Origin of the sequence: Neorhizobium sp. R1-B (genome assembly GCF_004368875.1) — a bacterium.
Classification (GTDB): Bacteria; Pseudomonadota; Alphaproteobacteria; order Rhizobiales; family Rhizobiaceae; genus Neorhizobium; species Neorhizobium huautlense.
The window spans coordinates 106,794-128,826 of the sequence record NZ_SOEM01000013.1; the positions used below are offsets into that span (position 1 = coordinate 106,794).

Sequence of the window (22,033 nt, forward strand, 5' to 3'; positions counted from 1 at the left end):
TTCCGTATCGAGCACGCCGTTATCCTCCCTCGGTCAGATTCTGGCGGCCAGCACAAGGCTGGCGCCAGCGGCAAATCCCACGAGAACGAACAGCAGCAGCAGCAGGGGCTTCAGTTCGCCATTGGCGCGCTTGCGCAATGCCGTCAGGTTCTTTTCCATCCCCGCGACGACCCCATCCAGCCGCATCAGGTGGACATCGAGATCGTTCAGTCTTTGGCCGATATCCACCTTGAGGCTTTCGATGGCGTTGTTGACATCGGTCAGGCCGGCGGTCTCGGTCTTCTCGGCATCGATTTCGGGTGCGCGCTGCAGTGAGCGCTGCGAGACCTGCAACTGCCGCTGTGCCGCCATCAGGAGATCGAGTTTGTCGAGCACTTTCGCCAGCGGTGCGGCTATCAGAGCCTCAGCCGCCTGCTCGTTTGGCTGGGGAACGCGCAGGGCCTGTTCGGAACCGCTTCCATTTCGCGCCACGACGACGATGTCGCTCGCCCGGGACTGAACGGGATCCGGCAGGGCGATTTCGAACGCGTGTTTGCCGTCGCCGATACCGTTGCGCCGCAAGTCGGGGCGATTGCGGTCAGCGATGGCCTCGGCAATCACCTTGCCGTCGAGGAGGACGCGAATGGTCAACCGTTGATCCGGCGCCATCGGGTCAAAGGCCCAGCCGAAGATCTTGCCCATGTCGACGGCATCCACCCTACCGTTCATCGGCTTGGCGTTGTCCTGCTCGGATGCGACATCCGGCCGTTCTGCGGGACTGGTCATACGCTCTCCCATGCCTGAACCTGTGCCGTCTCCATCCACTTGAGATAGCGGCGCGCGGTCGTGTCGATGTCGTCGGGCCTGCGCGCATTTTCGGAGAACCGGCGCAGCAGGTCCGGCTCTTCCACGATGCTCCGCATCGCCGCGGCGAGCGCCCGGGCATCGTTGGGCGGGACCGTCAGGCCATTGACGCCATGCTCGACCATCTCAGCCATTCCCCCGATGTTGCTGGCGATCACCGGCCGGCCCTGAGCCTGGGCTTCCTGAATGACGAGTGGCGCGTTCTCCCACCAGACGGAAGGAACGATAGTGCAGTCGACCGCGGCTACGAGATCACCGATATCCTCTCGTCGGTAGGGTCCTCGGGACTGCACGGAGTCTGACGTTTCGGCAAAGCGCCGGTTGATCTCATCGACGAAGGCTTCGCTCTGGAATGGCGCACCGCCATGGACGCGGAGTTCGAAATCCAGGCCGTCTGCCAGAAGCTGGCGCGCAGCGTCGAGCAAAACGGTGACCCCCTTCCAGGGATTGAGATTTCCGAAATATCCGAAGACCGGCTTTCCGCCCTGGAGCAGTTCTCTGTGCGCGCCGGCATTTCTACCGGGGATGCCGTTGGGAATGACGCTGATCCTGTCTTCCTCCAGTCCCCACCGCACGAAACGGTCCCTCAGGAAGGCGCTTGGCGAGACGAAGTGGTCAACGGTGCTCAAGAGGGCCTTCAGATGGCGCTCGCGCAACGCGAAGCGGTCGAGCGGGATGTCCTTGAAACAGGCGTGGCAGCGGTCGGGGCTGGCCTGGTAACAAAGCTCCTTACTGCCGGTGCGCACCATAAGGCCGTCATGGTGGCAGATCGGGTAGTAGTCATGCAGCGTCATGACGATCCGGCAGTCGGGCAGGGTGCGGCGGACGATATGAGGGAACTCAGCGCCGAGCAGCAGCAGGTGATGGAGGTGAACCACGTCCGGCTGGAAATCGCGCAGCAGTTCCGTCACGTCCGGTACGACACCGTAGAGATCAATCTGGCTCATGAAGAAGCGATCGAAGTGTCCCGACCACAGCAGGATCTCGTCTCCCGCCGAACCGATGCTCTGAAAGCTTGTGCCCGGTCTGGCCTCGCGATGGATCTGGTTCGTGGCGCCGAGAAATAGGGCTTCGTGCCCCTCGCGCTGGTAGGCCCGAAACAAGTCGTGAGCGAATATCTCCGTCCCGCCGGGATGAAGGGACGGATGGTTGTGGGCGGCCACCAGGATACGCTTGCTCATCGGCCATTTCCCCGGCGCTTTGCCACGATGAAGTCCTGATGGTGGCCCGCGGTGGTGCCACGCCAGTGGCCGAGCGATTTCAGAGCGACGGAGAGGCCCGCCCGTTCGAGTGCCCTGTCCAGAAAGCCGTCTTCGAAGCCGACCGCGGCAAGCGGCGGCTGGTTGGGCACGAACCAGCATGGGCTTTCGCCGTAGCGGCGGAAAGCGAGGCGGGGATCGCGCCGCCCGTGTTCGTTTGCCGCCGCGATCCGGTCGACCACGAAGGCAGTCATGAACAGGCGGCCGCCGGGCGACAGGACCCTGCGGACTTCGGCGAGGTAGACAAGGATTTCCGCGGGCGGCAGATGAGTGACCACGGACGTCATGATGACGAAGTCGAAATGACGATCCGGAAACGGAAGCCTCAAGGCCTTCCCGCTGATCTTGCCGTTCGGATTGTAGAGTTCGTGCGCGATGTCCAGGCGCTGGAACGCGAAATTGGGGTAGGCGGGCGTGATCGTCCGCTGGCACCAGCCGATACCGCCTTCGACCGGGTCGATGCCATCGTAGCGGCTCGTCTGCGGATCGAGATATTGGGTGAGCGGCACGGCCATCCGGCCGATACCGCATCCGATGTCGAGCACGCGGCTGTCTTCGCGCAGGCCGCCGATGCGGATGAAGTAGCCGAGAAATTCTGCTCCTATCGCACGGAAATCTCCGTCCCCGACGAAGACGTTGGTGGATTCCGGTTGCGGCAGGAAACGATTTTCCCGAACTGATTCGATCAACCAGCGAACACGGTCTTCATCGATCAGCCGGGCCGGTTTCGTGGAACGCAGGAGTGCTGCCTGGGTCACGCTGCGTTCCTTTCCCGGATTCTTACACCTTTGGCGACGGGCCGGTCATTGTCCTTGCCGAATTGGCCAGCCATCAGCTCGGTGATGTCGTCTTCCCAGCGCTGCGTGTGCAGCCATGAATTGTACTGGCTTGCAACGCCACGCATGTAGTCCTGGCTGCGGCGGATCGAACGGCGCTCGAAATGATACAGGCAGGCCGCCGGCTCATAGGCTATCCGCAGCCCGAGGCGGCGGATCTTGAGGCACAGATCGCTGTCCTCGTAGTCGCCAATCACATAGTCCTCGGTGAAGCCGCCAACGCGTTCGTAGGTCTCCCTGCGGGCGACGAGGCAAGCCCCGGTGACGCCCGGAACCTCGCGGGCATGCTGCGCCGGCGCATAGTCGCCGGGCATGCCCTTGTGGAAATGGTGGTTCAGCCAGATCCCGCGCTGGTCCCGGCCGAAATACAGGCCGGCATGCTGCAGCGAGCCGTCTTCGAAGATCAGTTTCGGGCCGACGGCGCCCAGTTTGCACCTTTCCAGCAGCCCCCGCGACAACACCTGAAGCCAGCCGGGTGCGCTCGGAACGACATCCGAATTGAGCATGACCAGTATGTCGCCGCGTGCGAAACGTGCGCCCGCATTGCAGGCACGCGCATAACCGCCGTTGTGATTCATGGTCACCAGCTTCATCGGCAACCCGTGCAGAAGGTGCAGGCCGCCCAGCAGGTGCTCCGTCTCATCCTGGATCTCCGGCGAGTCGAGTACATAGATGACCTCCGCATTGGCCACGAGCCAAGGATCCGTGGCCATTCCCGACAGCTGGAAACGCAGGAAATCGAGGACCTTGTAGAGGGGCACGACGATGGAGACGAGGGGCGCGCTCCTGGGCAGACTGTAGTCCTTCGTGCAGGCGACCTCGATGGTCCTGCCCAGCCGCCGCTCTATGTCTTGCAGGGCAGGCGCGAGGATCGTGCGGAAGGCACCGTCGACCGCATGCTGTGGCGGCACGGCGCGCAGGAGATGGTTCCGTTGTGCCGGAGGCTCGAAAGGTTGCGGCGTGGGTATCAGCGGCCTGATTGCTCCCGAGGCAAGGCGCATCTGAAACCGCGGCTGCAGGAGAGGCCCCGGCGACTCCGACAGCGGGACCCAGGCAACAAAACCGGTCACATCGGTCTTGCTCTTCTCATCCTTGCCCTGAGCCCATGCCGGAAATTCATAGCTGTTGCCATCGAGCGGCACGACCGTGCCGTCCTCCCTGACGTAGTCTATACCGGCGAATGCCGATGACGGCGCATGGAACCAGCCGCCGGCCAGCAGACCGCCGTCGAGCGTCAGAGCTAGATCGACCTCGCCGGAGGGATGCATCGATGACTTGGCGATCCGGCTTGACGCCAGCGGCGAACGCACCTGAAGGTCGATCGCGGTGGCGGCACCACTTTCCGGCAACGCGGCGAGCTGACGGACGATCATTTCGCGCAGCTCTACCGCCTCAGGATTTTTGCCCCACCAACTCTGAAGACTAGGATAGCGCGGCTTGCCGTCCGCAAGCTGGCGGATGGCGGTGCCGTTCTTGCTCAGGAGCACGACCAGAAGCGGAGGGGAAGGAGAGGGCGCCTCCGCGATGAAATGGCATGGCTGCAGGCCGTTTTTCCCGTTCCGTCCGAGGACAAGCCTTACGGCGATGCGGGTGATCGAAGCTGCGCCGACCGCATAGATCGCCGTGATGTCGCCGAGATCCGGGTTGATGGCCGTCTCGATCAGATGGCGCCCCTGGGCAACCTGGCAGACGATGATGGCCGGCTGCGGTTCGGGCACGAGCGCATGAAGGGCGTCTTCGACCACCATGTGGAAAAGATGGTCGCCGGCGATGCGGAAGGCGCTTCGCCACACGGTCAGCAGGTTGTTGACAAACTTGATGCGGGCAGCCGGCGCGAGATCGTCGAACAGCGCCTCCACATCGAGGGGCGCGAGCATCCGCGCCGGCTGCATCACCAAGGTTTCGGCTGTGCTGCCGTGTTCCGTGCAAATGCCCACGCTCACCGGTTGCTTTTCCGGTCTCATCGCCCAGAACATGCGTTGCCTTCCGTCGCCGAGCGGCAGCATCATGCTGACGAGCGGTACCGGCGACGGCTCCATCGAGAGCAGGAATTTTGTGTTGGGAAGGGTTGGGGGAATATCCCAGATCAGGACGGCCAGGTCAGCGCCGAGCCGGAAAATCTTTGCGCTTTTGAAAACGTCAGTGGCGTCTATCGAGTCGTCGAACGTCACACGCTGCCCCTCTGGATCAGAGTTGCGCGCCCCGCGGGAGGAGGCAGGGCGCGCAGAAATCATATTCAGTGAACGGTGAAGTAGTTCTCAGGATTGGCATGGATGTCGTCGGCGTCGACATTGACCAATGTGAGTGTATCCCCATGGCCGAGGTCCACGACGACATTGCCGCCGACCTGCGTGACACGGGAGGCCAGGTCTTCGGGCGAAGATACGTCGAGGCCATTGATGCCCTTCGAGATCTGCAGCAGATCCTCGCCGGCGTTGAAGTCGAGGATGACGTCATTTCCGCCGCCGCCGTCGAAGACGAAGACGTCATGGCCGGCACCGCCCACCAGGAGGTCGTTGCCAGCGCCGCCATCGATGATGTCGGCACCATCGCCGCCATAAAGGATGTCGGCGCCCTTGCCGCCGGACAGGAGGTCGTTGCCATGTCCGCCAAGCAGGGTATCGCTGCCCTTGTCGCCGTACAGAAGGTCATCCCCCCAGCCGCCGACAAGGTTGTCGTTTCCATCTTCACCGTTCAGCAAGTCGCTGCCCTCGCCGCCGAACAGGGAATCATGTCCCTTTCCGCCGAACAGCAGGTCGTCACCTTCACCACCGAACACGATGTCGTGCCCGTTGCCGCCGCTCACGAAATCATCGCCCGCATGGGCGCGAATGAAATCGTTGAAGCGCGAGCCGAACAGGGCATCGTCGTATGCTCCGCCTTCCAATGTGGCCATCTGCCTCTCCTCTTCGGATTTGTGTTCTGCGTCCTCGGCGCGGGTGCGACGATTTCGCGCCTGAACACTGCACTGCAACAAAGAACGAGGCAAGCATTTCCTGGAACTAAAATGTCATATCTCGGGAAATAAATTTCCTAATATGAGTACTATTGGTACATTGTTTCGGTAGTATCGGTTATTACGAAGTATAATTTCGGTATTTTATTTCTTTATTACTTCAATTTTTGAATCATTTTGCGCTGCGGTTGTTTTGCTGCCACGGAAGGTCAGTCTTCCCTGAAGGCCCTGTTGAAGCTTTCGAGGACAGGAGAGGTGATGTAGTCGATCGCACGCCGCGACGCGTGGAGGATCAGCACCTCGGCGGGCATGCCCGGGTAAAGGCGGACATCGGGGTTCGCCTTAAGGGATGCCGGATCGAGTTTCGCGCGCGCAACGAAAAACGCGCTGTTAGACTTTTCATCTACAGACTGGTCGGCGGCGACATAGGTGATCGTGCCTTCCATCGGCAGGCGGGAGCGCTGATTGTAGGCCGTGAGCCGGACCTGGGTATGGGAGCCTACGCCAATGCTGTCGATGTCGCGGGGATTGACTCGCATCTCGACCAGCAGCGGCTCGTTTTCCGGAACGATCTCGAGCAACGGCTGGCCGGGCGTGACCGCGCTGCCGGGGGTGCGCAACAGGATATCGCTGATGATGCCATCCTGCGGAGAGCGGATCTCAAGGCGCCGCAGCACGTCCTTCGAAGCAGTGATCTGCTCCTCGACGTCGGCGAGATCGATGCGTGCCGTGGTGATTTCGCCAGCAATCGTCGACTGAAAGTCGCTTTCGATCCCGGTCAGTGCGAGCTGTGCGCCTGCTGCGGCTTTTTCGGCCTGTGCCCGGTTGCCGACGAGTTCCCCCCGTTCCCTCGCAAGCTCGCTTAGCTTGGAGTCGATCTCGATGAGTTGCGTGCGCGGTATCGCGCCTTTTTTCACCAACATTTCCGTCGCCGTCCGGTGTTCTTTGATGAAACCGATTTGCTGGTCGGCGGCCTGGATCTGGATATCCAGTGACGTTGCATGTTCGAGGTGCTCCTCGATGGTCTTTTGCTGGACCTCGACACGTCCGACTTTGGTGTCGCGCCGCTTTTCGAAAAATATCGTCTCCGCCCTGACGGCATCATCGATCGTAGCGTCCCGAGCGTCGCCGAACTCGCGCGGAAAGCTGATTTGAGGCGCGTCAGTCTGCTCGGCTTTCAATCGCGCCAGTTTCGCGATTAGGCCGATGCGTCGGATCTGGAGTGACTGCAGGCTGGAGCGGGCTCTCGTATCCTCCAATTCGATCAGAGGCTGGCCTGCGGAAACCTTATCGCCTTCCTGAACGAGCAGCCGGCTCATCACGCCGCCCTCGAAATGGCTGATGGTCTTCCGCTTCGAATCGACGATGACCGTGCCGTTGGCGACTGTGGCGCTGCTGAGCTCGACCGAAAAGGCCCAGGCAAAAAATCCGCCGAAGGACACGAGGACGGTGGCGAGCCCCGCGACGACGAGGCGGCGGAGCGGCGAGCGGTTGTCAAACGGATCGGCTTCCAGATCCGGCGAACCGGCATCCGGCGACATTGGCTGATACCGCTGGAGGCGGCGTTCGGAAAGATCGGGGCGGACCGCAACTGGGTTCTTTTCAATCATATCGCGGCTACCTCGCGGTGTATTTCGCCCGGAATCGTGGTGGTGACAACGGATGTGCGCGGTCCGAATTGGGTGATGCGGCCGTTCTCGAGCACGAGCAGCTTGTCGGCGACCTGCATGATGGCCGGCCTGTGGGCGATGATGATGACGATGGCGCCGCCTTCGCGGGCGCGCTCGATCGCGCGGATAAGGGCCCGCTCGCCGATCGCGTCGAGATTTGCGTTCGGCTCGTCGAGCACGATGAGGCGAGGCTGGTTGTAGAGGCAACGGGCCAAGGCGATACGCTGACGCTGTCCTCCAGACAAGGTAAGATGCCCGTCGCCGACGGGCGTGTCATAGCCGAGCGGCAGGCGCCCGATCATTTCGTGGATGTCGGCCAGTCGCGCCGCCTCCAGCACCTTGTAGGGATCACTGTCGGCCATCCGGCCGATGTTCTCCCGAATGGTGCCTTCCAGAAGCGAAACGGACTGCGGTAGATATCCCACTACCTCGCCGAACGAGCCACGCTCCCAAAGGTAGGTATTGTTGCCGTCGAGGAAGACGCCGCCGGATGTGGGGCGCAAGATACCGACCAGCAGGCGCGCCAGCGTCGATTTGCCGGCTGCCGAGGGACCGATCACGCCCAGAACTTCGCCCGGAGAGAGGGAGAAGGAAATGCCCTTGATGATCGGCACTTCCAGCCCGGGAGCCGCATAGAGGAGTTTATCGACCACGAGGTCGCCCGACGAGTGCGGGGTGGGCATCGACTGACGGACCGCGAGGTCCGCGCCCAGAAGGGCCTCGATGCGGCGCCAGCCGGCGATCGCCAACACCCATTGCCGCCAATTCTCGATGATCGAATCGAAGGGGATCAGGAGACGCCCGGCGAGAATGCTCGACGCCATCATGGCGCCGGGCGTAATTTCCTGCTGAAGCACAAGATAGGCCCCGGCCGCGAGGGTGATGATCTGGATGCAATACCGCAGGCTGCGGGTGATGGACGACATCGCCTTGCTTCTGGTTCCGCTCGTTTCAAAGGCGTCGAGGGCCTGCAGCTGAAGGCCGCGCCAGCGATTCGCCAGGGCGGGCAGCATGCCCATCGCCTCGATGGCTTCGGCATGCCGCAGCGAAGCGCCGATTCGCGATACGGCCTCCACATTCGTTTGGTTCGCTTCCTTGGTGAGCTGGTGCGTCAACATGTAGGTGACCAGACCGCCGCACAGGAGCAATGCGGCCGCGACGGCTCCGATGAGGCCGAAAAGCGGATGCAGAATGAAAAGGGCGCCAAGGAAAATCGGGGACCACACGGCGTCCAGGGGAGCCGTGACCGCCGACGAGGTGAGGAAGCTTCTAAGCTCCGCGATGTCGCGAAGCGATTGGGTCGCGCGTGAGAGACCCTGGTCGACCGAGGCCTGAACGGCGGCGGCAAGCACGGGCATGTTCAGCCGGCGCACGAGCGCGCCTCCGATGGCCTGGAACGAGAGGGCTCGGATGAATTCCAGGACACCCAGCACGACAAGGGCGCCGATGGCTAGGATCAGCAGCATCGTGAGCGTGTCCATGCTCTGGCTGTTGAGCACCCTGTCATGAACCTGCAGCATGAACAGTGGCATCGTCAGTTGTAATAGGTTGAGGCACACGCTCAATGCCACTGCATAAAGCAACCCTGATAGGAATACACGCTTGGCTTGCGCGATCAGCAATCCAGGGCTGTCCTGCTTTGTTCCTCTCCGCATTTGCCCCTTGCTTCTTGTCTCATTTTGAACAGTATCGCGCATGGCAATTTGCCTCGAGTTAACGTTAGATCAATCAGTTGGAGGACGTATTCGTTATAGCCAAACCGAAGGATAGTATTGCTTCTGCCAATCTGGCACATAACGGGGGCGCCGCGCAAGCTAATGGCGATTGGGAGGGTTGGGGGTATTTGAATAATACTTCAATTTTTGAAGTATTTTCCTGAAACGGAGAGTGGGATGAAAGAAGAAGTTGTGCCTAAATTACCCGTAGAGCTGAATGGCGAACTAACGGTTCAGATGGGTCAGGTGGCACAGACAGACCCCAGGCATCCGCAGGATGCCGAATTCGGGGACCTCCAACAGGTTACGTATTTCGAGCTCGCTCGCCTCATGGAGCGGGCAAGCCGACGGTTCTCGGGCCTGATCCGGGCCGAGCTTACCAGGCTTCGGGTAGACGATATCGGGCCGGCACAGGCAATGATCCTGTTGGCAATCGGCGATTCGGAGCTGTCGGTCGCCGAACTTCTGGATCGTGGGCATTATGTCGGCTCCAACGTCTCCTATTATCTGAAGCAGCTAGGCGACGGTGACTACATTGATCGCGTTGCTTCCCAGCGCGACAAGCGGTCGGCACGCATCAAATTGACAGAGAAGGGGCGCCAGCTCAGGGCAAATCTCCGAGATGCGGCGATGACTTACGAGCGTGCGGTAAAGCGAGGCGATCAGGACCAACGGATGCTGGAGACTGTATTCCAGACATTGCACCAGCTCGAACTGGCCTGGGGCAGCGCTTCACGGTACGGCGTCTAAGCGGTGAGTAATGCCGTGGGCCTGGCAATGGCAGAATAGACGCGATGCACGTGGCGTTTATTCATCGACGGGGTTTCGGTCAGTTCGCTGCGCTGGCCGCCCAACTCGCACAAGCGGGCAATGAGGTCAGCCTCATCACCGAGACCATAGATCAGAAGATCCCTTCCGTTCGCGTCGTTCGACATCGAACGGAATCGGGTCCCCGCGCCGATCCGCATATGGCCCGACACATGGGTGTTCCGGATCACCATGCGCGAATCGGCCATCGCGTCGCCGAAACGCTCGACGCCATGGTGCGGCAGGGGCTGGTGCCCGATATCGTCGTCGGTCATATCGGCTGGGGAAGCATGATGTTCCTGAAGGACGTGCTGCCACGGGTGCCCGCATTGGCGTATTGCGAGTTCTTTTACCGATCGGAAGGGGCGGACATCGGGTTCTCTCCCGGCGATCGGCCCGATCTGGAGACGCGCAAGAGACTGCGGCTGCGCAACGTCGCGCAGCTCTTGTCACTTGAGGCCGTCGAAGCCGGCATCAGCCCCACCCGCTGGCAGAGAAGTCTCTATCCTGCCGACGCCCGGGCGCGCATTTCGGTGTGTCATGAGGGGATCGATACGGTGCGGTTTCGACCCGACCCGACGGCTTCGGCCACGCTTCCGGACGGGCGCGTGCTGAGCGCCGGTGGTCCTCCCATTGTCACCTTTGTCGCACGGGACCTTGAGCCGTATCGCGGATTTCCACAGGTTTTGGAGGCTGCCGCCAAGGTTGTGCGCCAACGCCCCGATGCTCTGTTCGTTTTCGTCGGAGGAGATGGCGTCAGTTATGGTGTGCCGCCGCCAGGGGGCGGAGCATGGAAGGATCACCTTCTCAAATCGCTGGACATGCCACAGGAAAACATCCTCTTTCCCGGCGCGGTGCCGCATTCGGTTCTGCGACAGCTTTACCAGATTTCGGCCGCGCACCTCTATCTGACCTATCCATTCGTTTTGTCCTGGTCGGTGTTGGAGGCGATGGCGTGCGGCGCCCTTGTTATCGGATCGGATACGGCGCCCGTCCGGGAAGTCATACGCTCCGGCCGGAACGGCCTATTGGTGCCGTTCTTCGATACGGACGCGCTCGCCGAGGCCATTCTTGGCGCGCTGAAAAATCCAGAACAGCATTTCGAGATGCGTGCCGCCGCGCGCCGGACAGTCGAGGGGCGTTTTCGATTGGCGGATTGCCTTGGTCGTCAACAAGATCTTCTTGAGAAATTAACCGGGAAACCACTTCGCACCAGATCAACAACAACATCATAATAATTAATTAGATTTTTGAAGTATATATGAAGTTAATTTATTTGATTTCGTCTATTTTTATTATTGTGCACCGCAATGTTAGTTGTTAGGCTTTGGTTATATGGCGCCGGCCGGTCGGAATAAACGTCTGATTATACGGCGCCTTTGGTTTCTGTTCCGAGATAATCCTTCAGAGGTCGCGCGTGCAAGAATTGACGTCTTCCGGCATTGGGAAACGATTGGCGACGAGAAAGCTGGTAGCGGCATCGGGCCGGGATCGGTCCTGCTTCGAAGGGAGCGACATTGAGCATCTGGTCGTCTACCTCGATGTTGATGGCCATCCTCCGGCGACGTTGCAGAACGCCTTTCCGCTGATCGCCATCGCCTTTTCCGAAGAGGGCGAGACGGATCTGCAGGAGCGTCTGGCGCTGCTTGAGCAGTTGGGGACCGTCCCCGCGTTACCCATACATAGGCTTGATCCCCTCAATACCTCGGACAGTTTCCCGCTTCTGAGAACTCTGAGCGAAGGCAGCGTCGGCCGGCTCGCCCGATACAGCGCCTCGATCACCTCGGAGCTCGCGATCCTGCGCCGGGAACGCGAAACGCTGCTGGAAAACTACCGGTCGCTCGAGGACGCCTTCCAGGCGAGAAACTGGGAGCCGGTTTCGGAAATCTTCTCCCACGATCCCTATGCCGATCCCAAGGACGAGGGGATCGAGCAGCTGCTCACGGCCGCCTTTGTCGAACAATTGCTGCCGGTATCCAGCCTTGGCGTGGCAGGGTTTGCCCTTCACCTGCATTCGGTGCCCCGGATCAGCGGCGAGCTTGTCGTCGCATTGAGCTATCTCGAAAGCGGCGAAGGGGTCGCGGAGTGGACAGTACCCTACGCGCAGCTCGTGCCGAATTGGAATTTCTTCTCGCTGCCCCGGGCCTGCGGAGGGGCTGCGCGCACGCTGCGGCTGCGGATCTCCGCGACTGGACCTGAGACCATCGGACTTTCGCTCGGCTATCCGATCGCCGGCGAGCGCTACTCGGCGCGATCCGAAATTCCGCATCCGGATCTTGACCTGCGTCCGCTGGCGTTCAAGGTGTTCACGGGCTTGCCCGGGGTCAAGCCCGCCAGGACACCCAACATGATCGCGCCGAGCAACATGCTCGAAGGCCAGTACACGGTCGACTATCGCCTGGCGGTCGGTACGTTGGCCCAGATTGCAGACGTTTCGGTCACGCCCATCGTTCCGGATTTCCAGACAGTGCGCTTCCTCGAGCACGAGCATGCCGTTGTCTGCCATCCGTTGTCGAGCGGCATATCGGCCGGCGCTGTCAGTCGCGCCGTCGAGCCTGGAACGATATCCTTCTCGGCAAGCGCCTTCATCGATCATCCGGACGGAAAGCCCGCGGCGGTCAGCTTCCTGCTGGCGCCGGCAAATTCGAATGCGCGTTCCGAGGTGGCTGAAATTGCGCGAAAGGGCACGGCCAGACCGTCGGCATTCTTCAGCGGATGGCGCGAAGTCAGTTCCACTGAGGTTGTCAACATCAACATCCAACTGGACGAACCGGTACGTGCTCCGATGGACCTGATGATCCTCAGCCGCGCCGTCACCGATTCCGTCGATTTCTCCTGGCTCAAGGTGTCCGGCTTCAGGATGGTCAAGCAGTTTACGGAGGCTACCGATGTCCGGTAACAGGGAGCCGACGGACCTGATCGCCGTGGCCATGCCCCTCTACGGTCATGCGGCACTTGCCCTTGAAGCGATCGAATCTGTCCTTGCCTCGAATCTCAACGGCTGCCGGACTGTCATCGTCGTTTCGGTCGACGGTGATCCACGGCATGAGACGTTCGATCAACTGCTGCTCTATGCTGCGGCCCATCCGTCTGTCCATGTCATATTCGGCCGTAACGCCGGCCCTGGCGGAGCACGCAATCGCGCCATCGACTTCGTCCTTGACCACTTTCCCGAGGCGAAGGCCGTCTATTTCCTTGATGCCGACAACCGCGTGCTTCCCGGCACCATCGCAACGCTTTACCGGCAGCTCGTCTCCAGCGGCTGCGGATGGGTCTACACGAATATCGACACGTTTTCAGTGAGCTGGCGCGCCCATTACGGCAACCGCTACTCAAGGCTGGTCCACTGCATCACCGACAATATCTGCGATACGGGATCGATGATCTCGATTGAGGTTTTCCAGGACGGCGTCCGCTTCAACGACGACAGGCAGAACGGCTTCGAGGATTGGGAATTCTGGCTGTCCTGCATCGAACACGGTTTCGTCGGCACGCCCTGCCACGACACCGTCTTCGAATACAGGCTGAGGGCGGAGAGCCGCTTCAAGGAGGCCAACCGGGACCGCGCCACATCCGTAAGCTTCCTGCGCAAGCGCCACAGGCCGTTGTTCCAGCGCCCGATGCTGGTGGATTTCGAGCATGAGGAGTGCCCCCGCTATCTGTTTGCGCGAACGGAAGACACGGCAATCTCCTTCTTCACCGATCCAACCAAGCCGCCGACGATGCTTCGTCTCGACGACATCATCCCTGCTTTCTGGGGTAATATCGGCGAACCCGACAATGAACATTTCCCGCCCTTCATGGTCGCTGGAAGCGGGGCGGCGCTTGACGTTCTGCGGCGTTCGCGCATGCTGCCGAACGTGCTTGCCCATCTCGAACGGATGAGCGAGGTCAGCAACGTCGTTTTCGTACAACTCGCCAACGATGCCGCCCAGCGCAAGATCGAACCGGTCGTTCATGGGCCGGGCGCCCAAAAGATCGGTTCCGCCGATCTCGTTTTCATATCGACCCGTCTCGTACAGGAGGTGGTCCAGAACAATGCCGTGGACTGGTTCTCCTCGATCGCAAGCCAGCAGGTCTGGCCGACATCGGCCGTTCTGAAAGTACGCTTCCCATTCCCGAGAAGCCTGCCGCGCCGCTCTCTCATTACCCCGCAGCAGGTGATGATCAATTGCCTCAACGCAATTGCTTCGAGCACTCTGCGTGAGACGGCGGGCAGGCGGTGGACCTGGCGCCCCGCGCGGCTCGTGCCCTATACCGACCTCCACAAGGCGTTGCGCAAGGAGATCGGAGGATCGCCGGTCCTGCCGCTCGGGCATAATGACGGCAAGCGCACCGTGGCGCTGCTGGTTCCGAACGCCTCGTTCGGAGGGGCTGAAAAGGTCGTCTATGCGGCCGCTCGCGAGTTGAAGGCGGTGGGTTACGAAACCCATCTCTTCGTGCTCGGCACGTCCCGGATGGACGTAATTGACGAATTCGATTCCAGCTTCGACTACATCCACTTCTGGGATGCGGGAATTCCAGCCTGGGGAGGGTCCGGTTCCTTTTTGGGACAGGATTTCATCACTGAGGAGCATTCGGTCGATTGGGAAGCGCTCAAAGGACAGCTTTCCGGCTTCGACCTCGTCATCAACAACCACGTGATGGCCGTGCATCCCCTCATCGCGCGGTTGCGTGCCGAAGGTACCCGCACGGTCTGCTATCTGCACGTGGTGGACAACACGGCTTTCAAGCGGCCTGCCGGCCAGCCCTTTGCAGCGATCGCCCACGAGCATTGCTATGATGCTTTCTTGACTTGCTCCGAACAGCTCAAGATCTATCTGCACAGCTACGGCATCCCGCACGAGAAAATTTTCGCCGTTGCGAACGGAGCCAGTTTCTCGGTGCCGCCTAAGGCGTTGGCGGAAGTTCTGGCCGTCAGACGGATCGAGCGCAAGGATGACCGCCTGCGACTTCTCTATATGGGCCGGCTCGATCAGCAAAAGGGTATCGACCGGTTGGCGGCAGCGCTTTCGGAACTGCGGGCCTCGAACATCGCCTTCGACGCCCGGGCCATCGGGGGGGAAATCCTTGCCGATTCCAGGGCCTCCTGGAGTGAGAGGCTAAAGGACCTCGGCGTCGACGTGCGCCCGCCGGTCTTTGCGAGCAAGGACCTGATCAAGGCGCTGGGCTGGGCTGACGTCCTTCTAATGCCATCACGCTGGGAGGGCGCGCCGCTGATGATCACCGAGGCGCAACAGCTCGGCTGCGTGCCGATCGCGACCGCGGTCGGCGCGGTCGAGGAGCTCATTTCGGACGGTGAGGACGGTATCCTCATCAATGCGGCTTCCGATCCGCAGGTGGTGAGGGACCTGGCGCGGATCATCAAGGAGGTTGCAAGCAATCGCGAGAGGCTTGCGCCGCTCATGGAAGGCTGCATCAGGACCGCCGCGCATCGGTCGTGGACCACCTCCTTCTCGGATTTCATCTCCTGGAGCGACAGGTCCGTGAAAAATTCGTCACTGTCCCGCGCCGCGGTCTTTCGCGCGCAGGCGACGGCAAACCCCGTGGTTGCGGCAGCTGGCTGATGGCCGGGCCGCTCCTTTGAAATAGAAAGGTCTATTCGAATGCGTCCGCGAATTCTCGTGACGGGTATTCCTGGTCACTACACGCGTCTTGCCAATGGCGCCCACGGTCTGTCGGTCTCCTATGCGGAGCGGCAGAAGCAGCCGGAAACAAAAGAGGAGTTCCTGCAGGAGCTTCGCAATATCAGCAATACCGGCAACTACCTCATCGGCGAGGGCGCCCTGCGTGCGCTGGCGCCGCATGCCAAACAGATTCCCTTCTGGCATCTCTACAATCTGACCAAAAACGGTGGCGGCTTCGACGAATTCAACGCCAATTTCGACATCTGCGTCTTCACCTGCGCCAACCTGTTGCGCAAGGGGCTTTCCGCGGATGCCGAGGCGGATGTCCTGAGCCGGCTCAACATGCCGATTGTCATGCTCGGCATCGGTCTGCAAAACCGTAAAGATCTTGAGAACAATCTTCCGGAGGGAACGAAACGGCTTTTGGCCGTCCTGAAGGAGCGCGAGCACTATTTCCTGACACGCGGCTACGAGTCCGCCGGCTTCCTGAAGGACCAGGGTTTCTCCTTCGTGCGTCCGACAGGCTGCCCATCGGTCTACTTCATGCCAGACAACATGCGCCGATCGATGAAGAAATTGTCGAGCGTCCAAATCGGCAAGGCGAAGACGATCTTTTCTGGTTACCTCGGCGGCAACCAGGATGCAATTCTCGATGCGAATGCGCTTGCGCCTGAAGGCACCGTGCCGCCCTACGTGGTGCAGGATGAATTCCTCCATTTCGACATGAAGGTGGAGCCGAACGAAGAGGGCCGTGTCTACGATTCCGCATCGGGCCGGATGATCGGCGACCTCGCTTATCCGGGCACCGAGCGGGAGAAGCAACGGTTCGAAGTCCGTACCTTCTTCGACAACAACCAGTGGCGCGGCTGGGCCTCGTCCATGGACTTCAATTTCGGCCGTCGTTTCCACGGCTCGATCATCGCCATGCAGGCGGCCGTGCCGAGCCTTATGGTGGCGGTGGACGACCGTATGCGTGAAATGCTGGGCTTCACCGGTCTGCCGGCCGTCGATACCACCGATGTCGAAAAGGCGGAGAACCGAGCCGAGTTCGTGGCCGACCATCTGGCCAAGCTCAACACCACCGAACTCGTCGACCGGTATTCGGATCGCGAACGGGCCTTCCGTACCACGCTTCGCGAAATCGGCATCGGTCTCTAGCAACCCGCAACATCACACCTTCGGTTCAGAGGACCAGTCATGCGTATATTGCTCACGGGCATCCCCTCCTATCTGCAGCGGACGATTGCGGACGTCTCCGGCACGAGGGTCATCCATCGACCCTATTTCGACGAGACCAGGACCAGGAAGGACCTGATCTCGCAGGTCAGGAGGATCGCCAATACCGGCAACTACCTGATCGGCGAAGGCGCGGCCGAGAGCCTGCGTGGCCACGACGTCACCTATCTGCCGTTCTGGCATCTTGCCAACAACCGCGATTCGAACGAGGTCTACGAAGCGGTGAACCGCGAGTTCGATCTGTGCGTCTTCGCCTCTGCAAACCTTCTGCGCCCCGGTTATTCTGCCGATCTCGAAGCCGAAATTTTCGCGAAGCTGAACATGCCGGTCGTGGTGATGGGCATCGGCATCCAGCGCAAGGAAGGCCTCAAGGATCAGCTACCGGCCGGGACGCAGAAGTTCCTGGAGGTGTTGCGGAACAAGGAAAGTTTCTTCCTGACGCGCGGTTATTTCACTGCCGAATTCCTGCGGGAACAGGGGATGAAGTTCGTCAAGCCGACGGGTTGCCCGTCGCTCTACTTCTCGCCGAACGACATGAAGCGCTCGCTGACCGCACTCGCCAACCCGGCGCTGGCGGAAGCCCAGAAGATCGCCTTCGGTGGTTATCTCGGCAGCGTCGCCGATACGATCGTTGACGCCCATGCGCTGCTCAAGCCCGACAGCGTCGCAAGCTATGTGGTACAGGACGAACTGGTTGCCTACAATCTCGGCCTGACCGGCAGTGACAACGACATCGTCTATGATCGATCGAGTGCGCGCATCACCGGCGGCACGGAATACAAGCATTCGGAAAAATGGCAGCGGAAATACGAACTGTTGGTCTATTTCGATACGAACCAGTGGCGCGGGGCGATGTCGGCGCGCGACCTCTGCTTCGGTCGCCGCTTCCATGGCTGCATCATCGGCATGCAGGCCGGCACGCCCGCCCTGATGATCGCGGTTGACGATCGCATGCGGGAAATGCTGGAATTCATCGGCTTCCCCTATATCGAAGCGGCGACCTGGAACCGTGAGGCCGACAAGCGTGCCTATCTCGCCAATTTCCTCGGCAAGATCGACACGCAAGCGGTTATCGACCGCTATTCCGCCTGCGAGGCCAATTTCCGAAATGCCCTGGGGCAGATCGGACTTTGAGCGGATGAGGGAGAGGGCGCAGGTGCGTGCGTTTGTCCTTTGCCTGCTCACGCTGCTCTCGGCCTTTGGCCCGGTGCCGCCGGCGGCAGCGGACGATGCGCTGTCGGATCGCATCGGCATCAACCGGGTCAACCTTGCCTGGCTTTCCCGCGCCGATCAGGAGCGCGTCCTGAAGGACATCGCGGCAAGCGGCATCACCCATGTCCGGCTTTCGCTGTCGCGGCCGGTGGACAAGAGCATCGATGCGATCGAGATCGCCGAGCGGCTTGGGCTGAAAATCCTTTTGGAAATCCAGCTCGGCAACAAGGATTATTATCCTGCCGCGGCAGCTCCCCGAGCCGGGTTCGGGCGTATCTGGGATGTTCAGCGGCTTTCGGATCTCGATCTGGGTCTTTACCGGGCGCAACTGCGCTCGGCGCTTCGCCGGATTGACGACATGGGTATTCGCATCGATGCCGTCGAGCCCGGAAACGAGATCAACTACAGCGCCTACAATGGCGACCTCATCGTCTACGAAAAGCCGGGGCGACGGACACCGCGCAACGCATCGGAAGTCGCAGACCGTTCGGCCTTCGAGCGCGGGCTGGAGGCTTATGTCGCCGCTGTCCGCATCACGCGGGAGGAGTTGCAGGCGACGGCGCATAACCACGACGCACTGCTCATTTCAGCCGGTCTTTCCGATGTCGGCACCAGCGAGGCCGATCACCGCGGGATGGAGCGGCTCGACCCCAGCGAGTTCATTTCACTCCTGCAGAAACGCGGAATCGACAGGCTGGTCGACGCCTACGGGATTCATGTTTATCCGGGACGTAAGGATGACGCTGCGCTTGCACGTTACGTCACCACGCTGCTTGGCTTCTGCCGGCCCGAAGGGGAAGGCAAGCCATGCTGGGTGACCGAATGGGGCATTGCCAACACCGCATCTACCTGCCCGATCGACGATCGCGAGCGGGAAGCGGCGGTCCGTGCTGTGCGCCGCAGCTTCGCGGAGTTGATGGAGAAGGGAAGGCTGAAAGCGGCCTTCTATTACGACTGGGATACGCAACCGGTCTATAGCGTCTGGCGTTGCGGCACGTTGAGCCCCGCCGGCGTTACGGCCACCGCGGCGGACCGGAAAACCTCCCGTTCACGAGAACTGCTCCCGGAATAGGGGCGAGCCGGCTTCCTCCTCCGCGAGGGCGGCGCGGTTGGCAGCCTCGCGGAGCGCCTGAAAGTCTGCTTGATCTCCGACCCTGGTACCGCCAAGCCGCACCGTCACCGATATGTGGCGCTCTTGCCCGGCGGTGAACGTTGTCTCCTTCAGGTGCGCGCGGATGCGTTCGCAGATGTTGCGGGCATTTTCCGTTGTCGTGCCGGGCAGATAGATGCCGAGTTCGTCGGAGGCAAGGCGGGCGACGAGGTCCCCATAGCGCACGGAAGAATATACGATCCGAACAATAGATTGAAGCAACGTATCGGCCCATTGCGGACCATAGCGGCGGCCGATCTCATCGAAATTATCGACCCTGAGAACGAGCATGACGCCATCCGAGTTTTCCGCCGTGCTTACGCGCCTGCGGTCTATCGCATGCGCGACTGAATTCGCAAATTCGTCGGCGCGCGTTGTGCCCGTGACGGGATCATGGTGGAGCACGTGTTGAAGTTCTTTCTGGGTATCACGAAGCGCTTCGCTGCGAAGACAAAACGCCAACTGGAACGGAAATGTAACGGCCGCGGATATGAACGCCACGACCGTCAATTCCAGCCAAAATAGGCCTTCGGGAATAAGTACGCCCAATAGCCAAACGACCGCGGTCGCTCCAGTTGCGAAGACAAGGGCGCGGAGCGCTGCCATCCTGATATGCGGGACGATCGGGGCCAGGCCAAAACGAAATTGGAGAGTCATCGGATTAACGAGCTTTTGCAGTGGTCGCTATCTTGAAGGACCACGGGGAAATACCCGATGAACAAATCTGAAGGCATTTTAGCCATAAGCCGCGAAATTCTGGTGGTCACGTCCACCAGATCGCGGTTTGTGCCCAGGGCGATGCGCTCGTAAAAAAACACTCGCATCTTCGGCGCTAACACCGGGAGCATCTGCTTCAGTTGAACAGGCATTCCACAACAGTCACAAATCGGCTTCGGAAAACAGATTGACGACCCAGTCGATAAAGACCCGCACCCGTGGCGAAAGCTGGCGGTTCTGGGGGTAGAGCGCCGAAAGCGGTGTCGGCGGGGGAGGGAACTCGGCAAGCACCTCGACGAGAGTTCCTTCGTCCAGGTCCCGCTGCAGGCGGTAGCGCGGGGCCTGGATCAGGCCGAAACCGAGGCGGGCGAGATCGGTCATGGTGTCCGAGTTGTTGACGGTCAGCCGGCACGGCAGGGTCACGTGGCGAACATTGCTTCCCACCGTGAATTCGAGCGGCATGATCTGGCTCGTACGCGAAGAGATGAACCCGACGGCGCGATGCCCGTCCATGGCATCGGGCGATCGGGGAATTCCGTGCCTCTCCACATATCCCGGACTGGCGCAGGTGATTTCGGTGATCATCCCCAGCCGTCGCATGATCAGGCCGCTGTCGGCAATCTCTCCGGCGCGAATGACGCAATCGACACCCTCCCTGACAAGATCAACCAGGCGGTCGCCCTGACCGATCTGCAGGTCCAGCAGAGGGTAGCGATCAAGGAAGTCGTTGAGCTGCGGCAGCAGGAACGTGCGTGTCAGCAGGGGATGCGCGTCGACCCGGAGCAGACCTCGGGGCTGCATGTCGCGGAAGGCGCTTTCCGCCTCGTCCAGCTCCGCAAGGATCGCAACGCAGCGCCGGTAGAAGGCCGCGCCGTCCAGCGTCGGCGCGACATGCCGGGTCGTTCGCTCGAGAAGCCGAACGCCGAGGTCGTCTTCCAGCTGCTTGATTGCTTCTGTGGCGGTAGACCGGGCAAGGCCGAGGTCTGAGGCCGCAGCAGCGAAACTGCGCCGCTCGACAATCCGGATAAAGAGCTGCATGCGGTCAAGCCGGTCCATGGCTTTGTTCACCACAGCCGAATTCTCATGTCAATCTCCACCCGATTGTTCTTCTTTGGTGTCGGCAATATCTCCTGCTCGTCAACCAGGAGACTATGACATGACCATCAAAGGACAACGCGCCGCGATCGTCACCGGAGCATCCAAGGGAATCGGCCGGGCCATCGCGTTGCAACTTGCACAGGACGGCATCGCGGTCGTGGTGAATTATTCCAGCAGCCATGACGCTGCGGCCGCCGTGGTTGCGGAGATCGAGACGAGCGGCGGCAAGGCGGTCGCCGTGCAGGCCGATATGGCCGGCGGGCAGGCCGCGGCCAATCTGTTCGACGCCGCGGAAAGGGCTTTCGGCGGCGTCGACATCCTCGTCAACAACGCGGGCATCCTGAAGCTGGCGCCGCTTGCCGATACCGACGACGCGAGCTTCGAGCAACAGATTGCGATCAACCTGACCGGCGTGTTCCGTGCCATGCGCGAAGCGGCCGGCCGGCTCAGGGACGGCGGACGTATCATCAACTTCTCATCCAGCGTCGTCGGCGCGTACGGGCCCACCTACGGCGTCTATGCGGCCAGCAAGGCCGCCGTCGAGGCTATGACGCACGTTGCCTCGAAGGAACTCGGCCGCCGCGGCATCACAGTCAACGCGGTCGCGCCCGGCCCGGTGGAGACCGAATTGTTCATGACCGGCAAGTCCGATGAACTGGTCCAGAGGATCGTCGGGACGATACCGCTGGGGCGCCTGGGTCAGCCGGACGACATCGCTTCGGTCGTTTCGTTCCTCGCCAGCCCTCAAGGCGGTTGGGTGAACGGCCAGGTACTCCGTGCCAATGGCGGCATGATCTGAAGCAGACCCTGAGAAAGGAGGTGGCATGAAAGAGGCCACGTCCATGGAGAGAACGGATCTCTGAGATGCAGATGATCTTAGGACAGTCACGCTTTGCGCCGTTTGGCT

At 61.0% G+C, this 22,033-nt stretch carries 17 protein-coding genes; 8 read left to right on the forward strand and 9 right to left on the reverse strand.

Annotation, left to right across the window (positions count from 1 at the left end):
• Positions 1–33: 33 nt before the first annotated feature.
• From EDE05_RS18070 to EDE05_RS18100, 7 genes are all read right to left on the reverse strand, one after another.
• Positions 34–765 (reverse strand): hypothetical protein, encoded by a 732-nt coding sequence (locus EDE05_RS18070; protein ID WP_105373442.1) that lies wholly within the window; start codon positions 763–765, stop codon positions 34–36.
• Positions 762–2,024, reverse strand: coding sequence for a glycosyltransferase family 4 protein (locus EDE05_RS18075; RefSeq protein WP_132412443.1), 1,263 nt, complete (start codon positions 2,022–2,024; stop codon positions 762–764). Before EDE05_RS18075 ends, EDE05_RS18070 begins: the two co-directional genes overlap by 4 nt.
• Positions 2,021–2,860 (reverse strand): class I SAM-dependent methyltransferase, encoded by an 840-nt coding sequence (locus EDE05_RS18080; RefSeq protein WP_112796668.1) that lies wholly within the window; start codon positions 2,858–2,860, stop codon positions 2,021–2,023. The genes EDE05_RS18075 and EDE05_RS18080 overlap by 4 nt, the downstream gene beginning before the upstream one ends.
• The gene (locus EDE05_RS18085) at positions 2,857–5,109 is read right to left on the reverse strand and encodes a glycosyltransferase family 2 protein (RefSeq protein ID WP_105373526.1); all 2,253 of its coding nucleotides are present in this window, start codon (positions 5,107–5,109) and stop codon (positions 2,857–2,859) included. Before EDE05_RS18085 ends, EDE05_RS18080 begins: the two co-directional genes overlap by 4 nt.
• A 65-nt stretch (positions 5,110–5,174) precedes the next feature.
• A complete protein-coding gene (locus tag EDE05_RS18090) occupies positions 5,175–5,834 on the reverse strand; it encodes a calcium-binding protein (RefSeq protein ID WP_105373439.1) in 660 nt (219 codons plus the stop codon).
• Positions 5,835–6,103: 269 nt separating this feature from the next.
• Positions 6,104–7,504: an HlyD family type I secretion periplasmic adaptor subunit gene (locus EDE05_RS18095; RefSeq protein ID WP_105373438.1), complete on the reverse strand. Its 1,401-nt coding sequence runs from the start codon at positions 7,502–7,504 to the stop codon at positions 6,104–6,106.
• Positions 7,501–9,261: a type I secretion system permease/ATPase gene (locus EDE05_RS18100; RefSeq protein WP_134102168.1), complete on the reverse strand. Its 1,761-nt coding sequence runs from the start codon at positions 9,259–9,261 to the stop codon at positions 7,501–7,503. Before EDE05_RS18100 ends, EDE05_RS18095 begins: the two co-directional genes overlap by 4 nt.
• 195 nt (positions 9,262–9,456) lie before the next feature.
• Here EDE05_RS18100 and EDE05_RS18105 point away from each other — a divergent pair, with 195 nt between their 5' ends.
• The 7 genes from EDE05_RS18105 to EDE05_RS18135 all read left to right on the forward strand — a co-directional run bounded on the left by EDE05_RS18105 (position 9,457) and on the right by EDE05_RS18135 (position 19,233).
• Positions 9,457–10,029, forward strand: coding sequence for a MarR family transcriptional regulator (locus EDE05_RS18105; protein ID WP_105373436.1), 573 nt, complete (start codon positions 9,457–9,459; stop codon positions 10,027–10,029).
• Between the two features lie 44 nt (positions 10,030–10,073).
• Entirely contained in the window at positions 10,074–11,321 is a 1,248-nt protein-coding gene (locus tag EDE05_RS18110) for a glycosyltransferase family 4 protein (RefSeq protein ID WP_105373435.1), read from the forward strand.
• A 182-nt stretch (positions 11,322–11,503) separates the two neighbouring features.
• Positions 11,504–12,985 carry a DUF6212 domain-containing protein gene (locus EDE05_RS18115; RefSeq protein WP_112796670.1) on the forward strand — a complete coding sequence of 494 codons (1,482 nt, stop codon included), beginning with the start codon at positions 11,504–11,506 and terminating at the stop codon, positions 12,983–12,985.
• The gene (locus EDE05_RS18120) at positions 12,975–15,653 is read left to right on the forward strand and encodes a glycosyltransferase (RefSeq protein ID WP_105373433.1); all 2,679 of its coding nucleotides are present in this window, start codon (positions 12,975–12,977) and stop codon (positions 15,651–15,653) included. Before EDE05_RS18115 ends, EDE05_RS18120 begins: the two co-directional genes overlap by 11 nt.
• Positions 15,654–15,692: 39 nt before the next feature.
• On the forward strand, positions 15,693–16,871 hold the full coding sequence (locus tag EDE05_RS18125; RefSeq protein WP_105373432.1) for a polysaccharide pyruvyl transferase family protein: 1,179 nt from the start codon (positions 15,693–15,695) through the stop codon (positions 16,869–16,871).
• A gap of 39 nt (positions 16,872–16,910) precedes the next feature.
• The gene (locus EDE05_RS18130; protein WP_105373431.1) at positions 16,911–18,083 is read left to right on the forward strand and encodes a polysaccharide pyruvyl transferase family protein; all 1,173 of its coding nucleotides are present in this window, start codon (positions 16,911–16,913) and stop codon (positions 18,081–18,083) included.
• Positions 18,058–19,233 (forward strand): glycoside hydrolase, encoded by a 1,176-nt coding sequence (locus EDE05_RS18135; protein WP_105373430.1) that lies wholly within the window; start codon positions 18,058–18,060, stop codon positions 19,231–19,233. The genes EDE05_RS18130 and EDE05_RS18135 overlap by 26 nt, the downstream gene beginning before the upstream one ends.
• Here EDE05_RS18135 and EDE05_RS18140 read toward each other — a convergent pair.
• A complete protein-coding gene (locus EDE05_RS18140; RefSeq protein ID WP_245422964.1) occupies positions 19,210–19,917 on the reverse strand; it encodes a GGDEF domain-containing protein in 708 nt (235 codons plus the stop codon). The genes EDE05_RS18135 and EDE05_RS18140 overlap by 24 nt on opposite strands.
• 273 nt (positions 19,918–20,190) lie before the next feature.
• A complete protein-coding gene (locus tag EDE05_RS18145; protein WP_105373525.1) occupies positions 20,191–21,084 on the reverse strand; it encodes a LysR family transcriptional regulator in 894 nt (297 codons plus the stop codon).
• A 100-nt stretch (positions 21,085–21,184) separates the two neighbouring features.
• Between EDE05_RS18145 and EDE05_RS18150 the strand changes: the two genes are divergently transcribed.
• A complete protein-coding gene (locus EDE05_RS18150) occupies positions 21,185–21,925 on the forward strand; it encodes an SDR family oxidoreductase (RefSeq protein ID WP_105373427.1) in 741 nt (246 codons plus the stop codon).
• The last annotated feature ends 108 nt before the right edge of the window (positions 21,926–22,033 follow it).

What these genes read in the sequence shown, in the direction of transcription:
- EDE05_RS18070 (WP_105373442.1), bottom strand. Translation starts at nt 765, where the DNA reads ATGACCAGTCCCGCAGAACGGCCGGATGTCGCATCCGAGCAGGACAAC.
- EDE05_RS18110 (WP_105373435.1), top strand. Translation starts at nt 10,074, where the DNA reads ATGCACGTGGCGTTTATTCATCGACGGGGTTTCGGTCAGTTCGCTGCG.
- EDE05_RS18125 (WP_105373432.1), top strand. Translation starts at nt 15,693, where the DNA reads ATGCGTCCGCGAATTCTCGTGACGGGTATTCCTGGTCACTACACGCGT.
- EDE05_RS18090 (WP_105373439.1), bottom strand. Translation starts at nt 5,834, where the DNA reads ATGGCCACATTGGAAGGCGGAGCATACGACGATGCCCTGTTCGGCTCG.
- EDE05_RS18105 (WP_105373436.1), top strand. Translation starts at nt 9,457, where the DNA reads ATGAAAGAAGAAGTTGTGCCTAAATTACCCGTAGAGCTGAATGGCGAA.
- EDE05_RS18150 (WP_105373427.1), top strand. Translation starts at nt 21,185, where the DNA reads ATGACCATCAAAGGACAACGCGCCGCGATCGTCACCGGAGCATCCAAG.
- EDE05_RS18120 (WP_105373433.1), top strand. Translation starts at nt 12,975, where the DNA reads ATGTCCGGTAACAGGGAGCCGACGGACCTGATCGCCGTGGCCATGCCC.
- EDE05_RS18145 (WP_105373525.1), bottom strand. Translation starts at nt 21,084, where the DNA reads ATGGACCGGCTTGACCGCATGCAGCTCTTTATCCGGATTGTCGAGCGG.
- EDE05_RS18100 (WP_134102168.1), bottom strand. Translation starts at nt 9,261, where the DNA reads ATGCGCGATACTGTTCAAAATGAGACAAGAAGCAAGGGGCAAATGCGG.
- EDE05_RS18095 (WP_105373438.1), bottom strand. Translation starts at nt 7,504, where the DNA reads ATGATTGAAAAGAACCCAGTTGCGGTCCGCCCCGATCTTTCCGAACGC.
- EDE05_RS18135 (WP_105373430.1), top strand. Translation starts at nt 18,058, where the DNA reads ATGCCCTGGGGCAGATCGGACTTTGAGCGGATGAGGGAGAGGGCGCAG.
- EDE05_RS18130 (WP_105373431.1), top strand. Translation starts at nt 16,911, where the DNA reads ATGCGTATATTGCTCACGGGCATCCCCTCCTATCTGCAGCGGACGATT.
- EDE05_RS18075 (WP_132412443.1), bottom strand. Translation starts at nt 2,024, where the DNA reads ATGAGCAAGCGTATCCTGGTGGCCGCCCACAACCATCCGTCCCTTCAT.
- EDE05_RS18140 (WP_245422964.1), bottom strand. Translation starts at nt 19,917, where the DNA reads ATGGCAGCGCTCCGCGCCCTTGTCTTCGCAACTGGAGCGACCGCGGTC.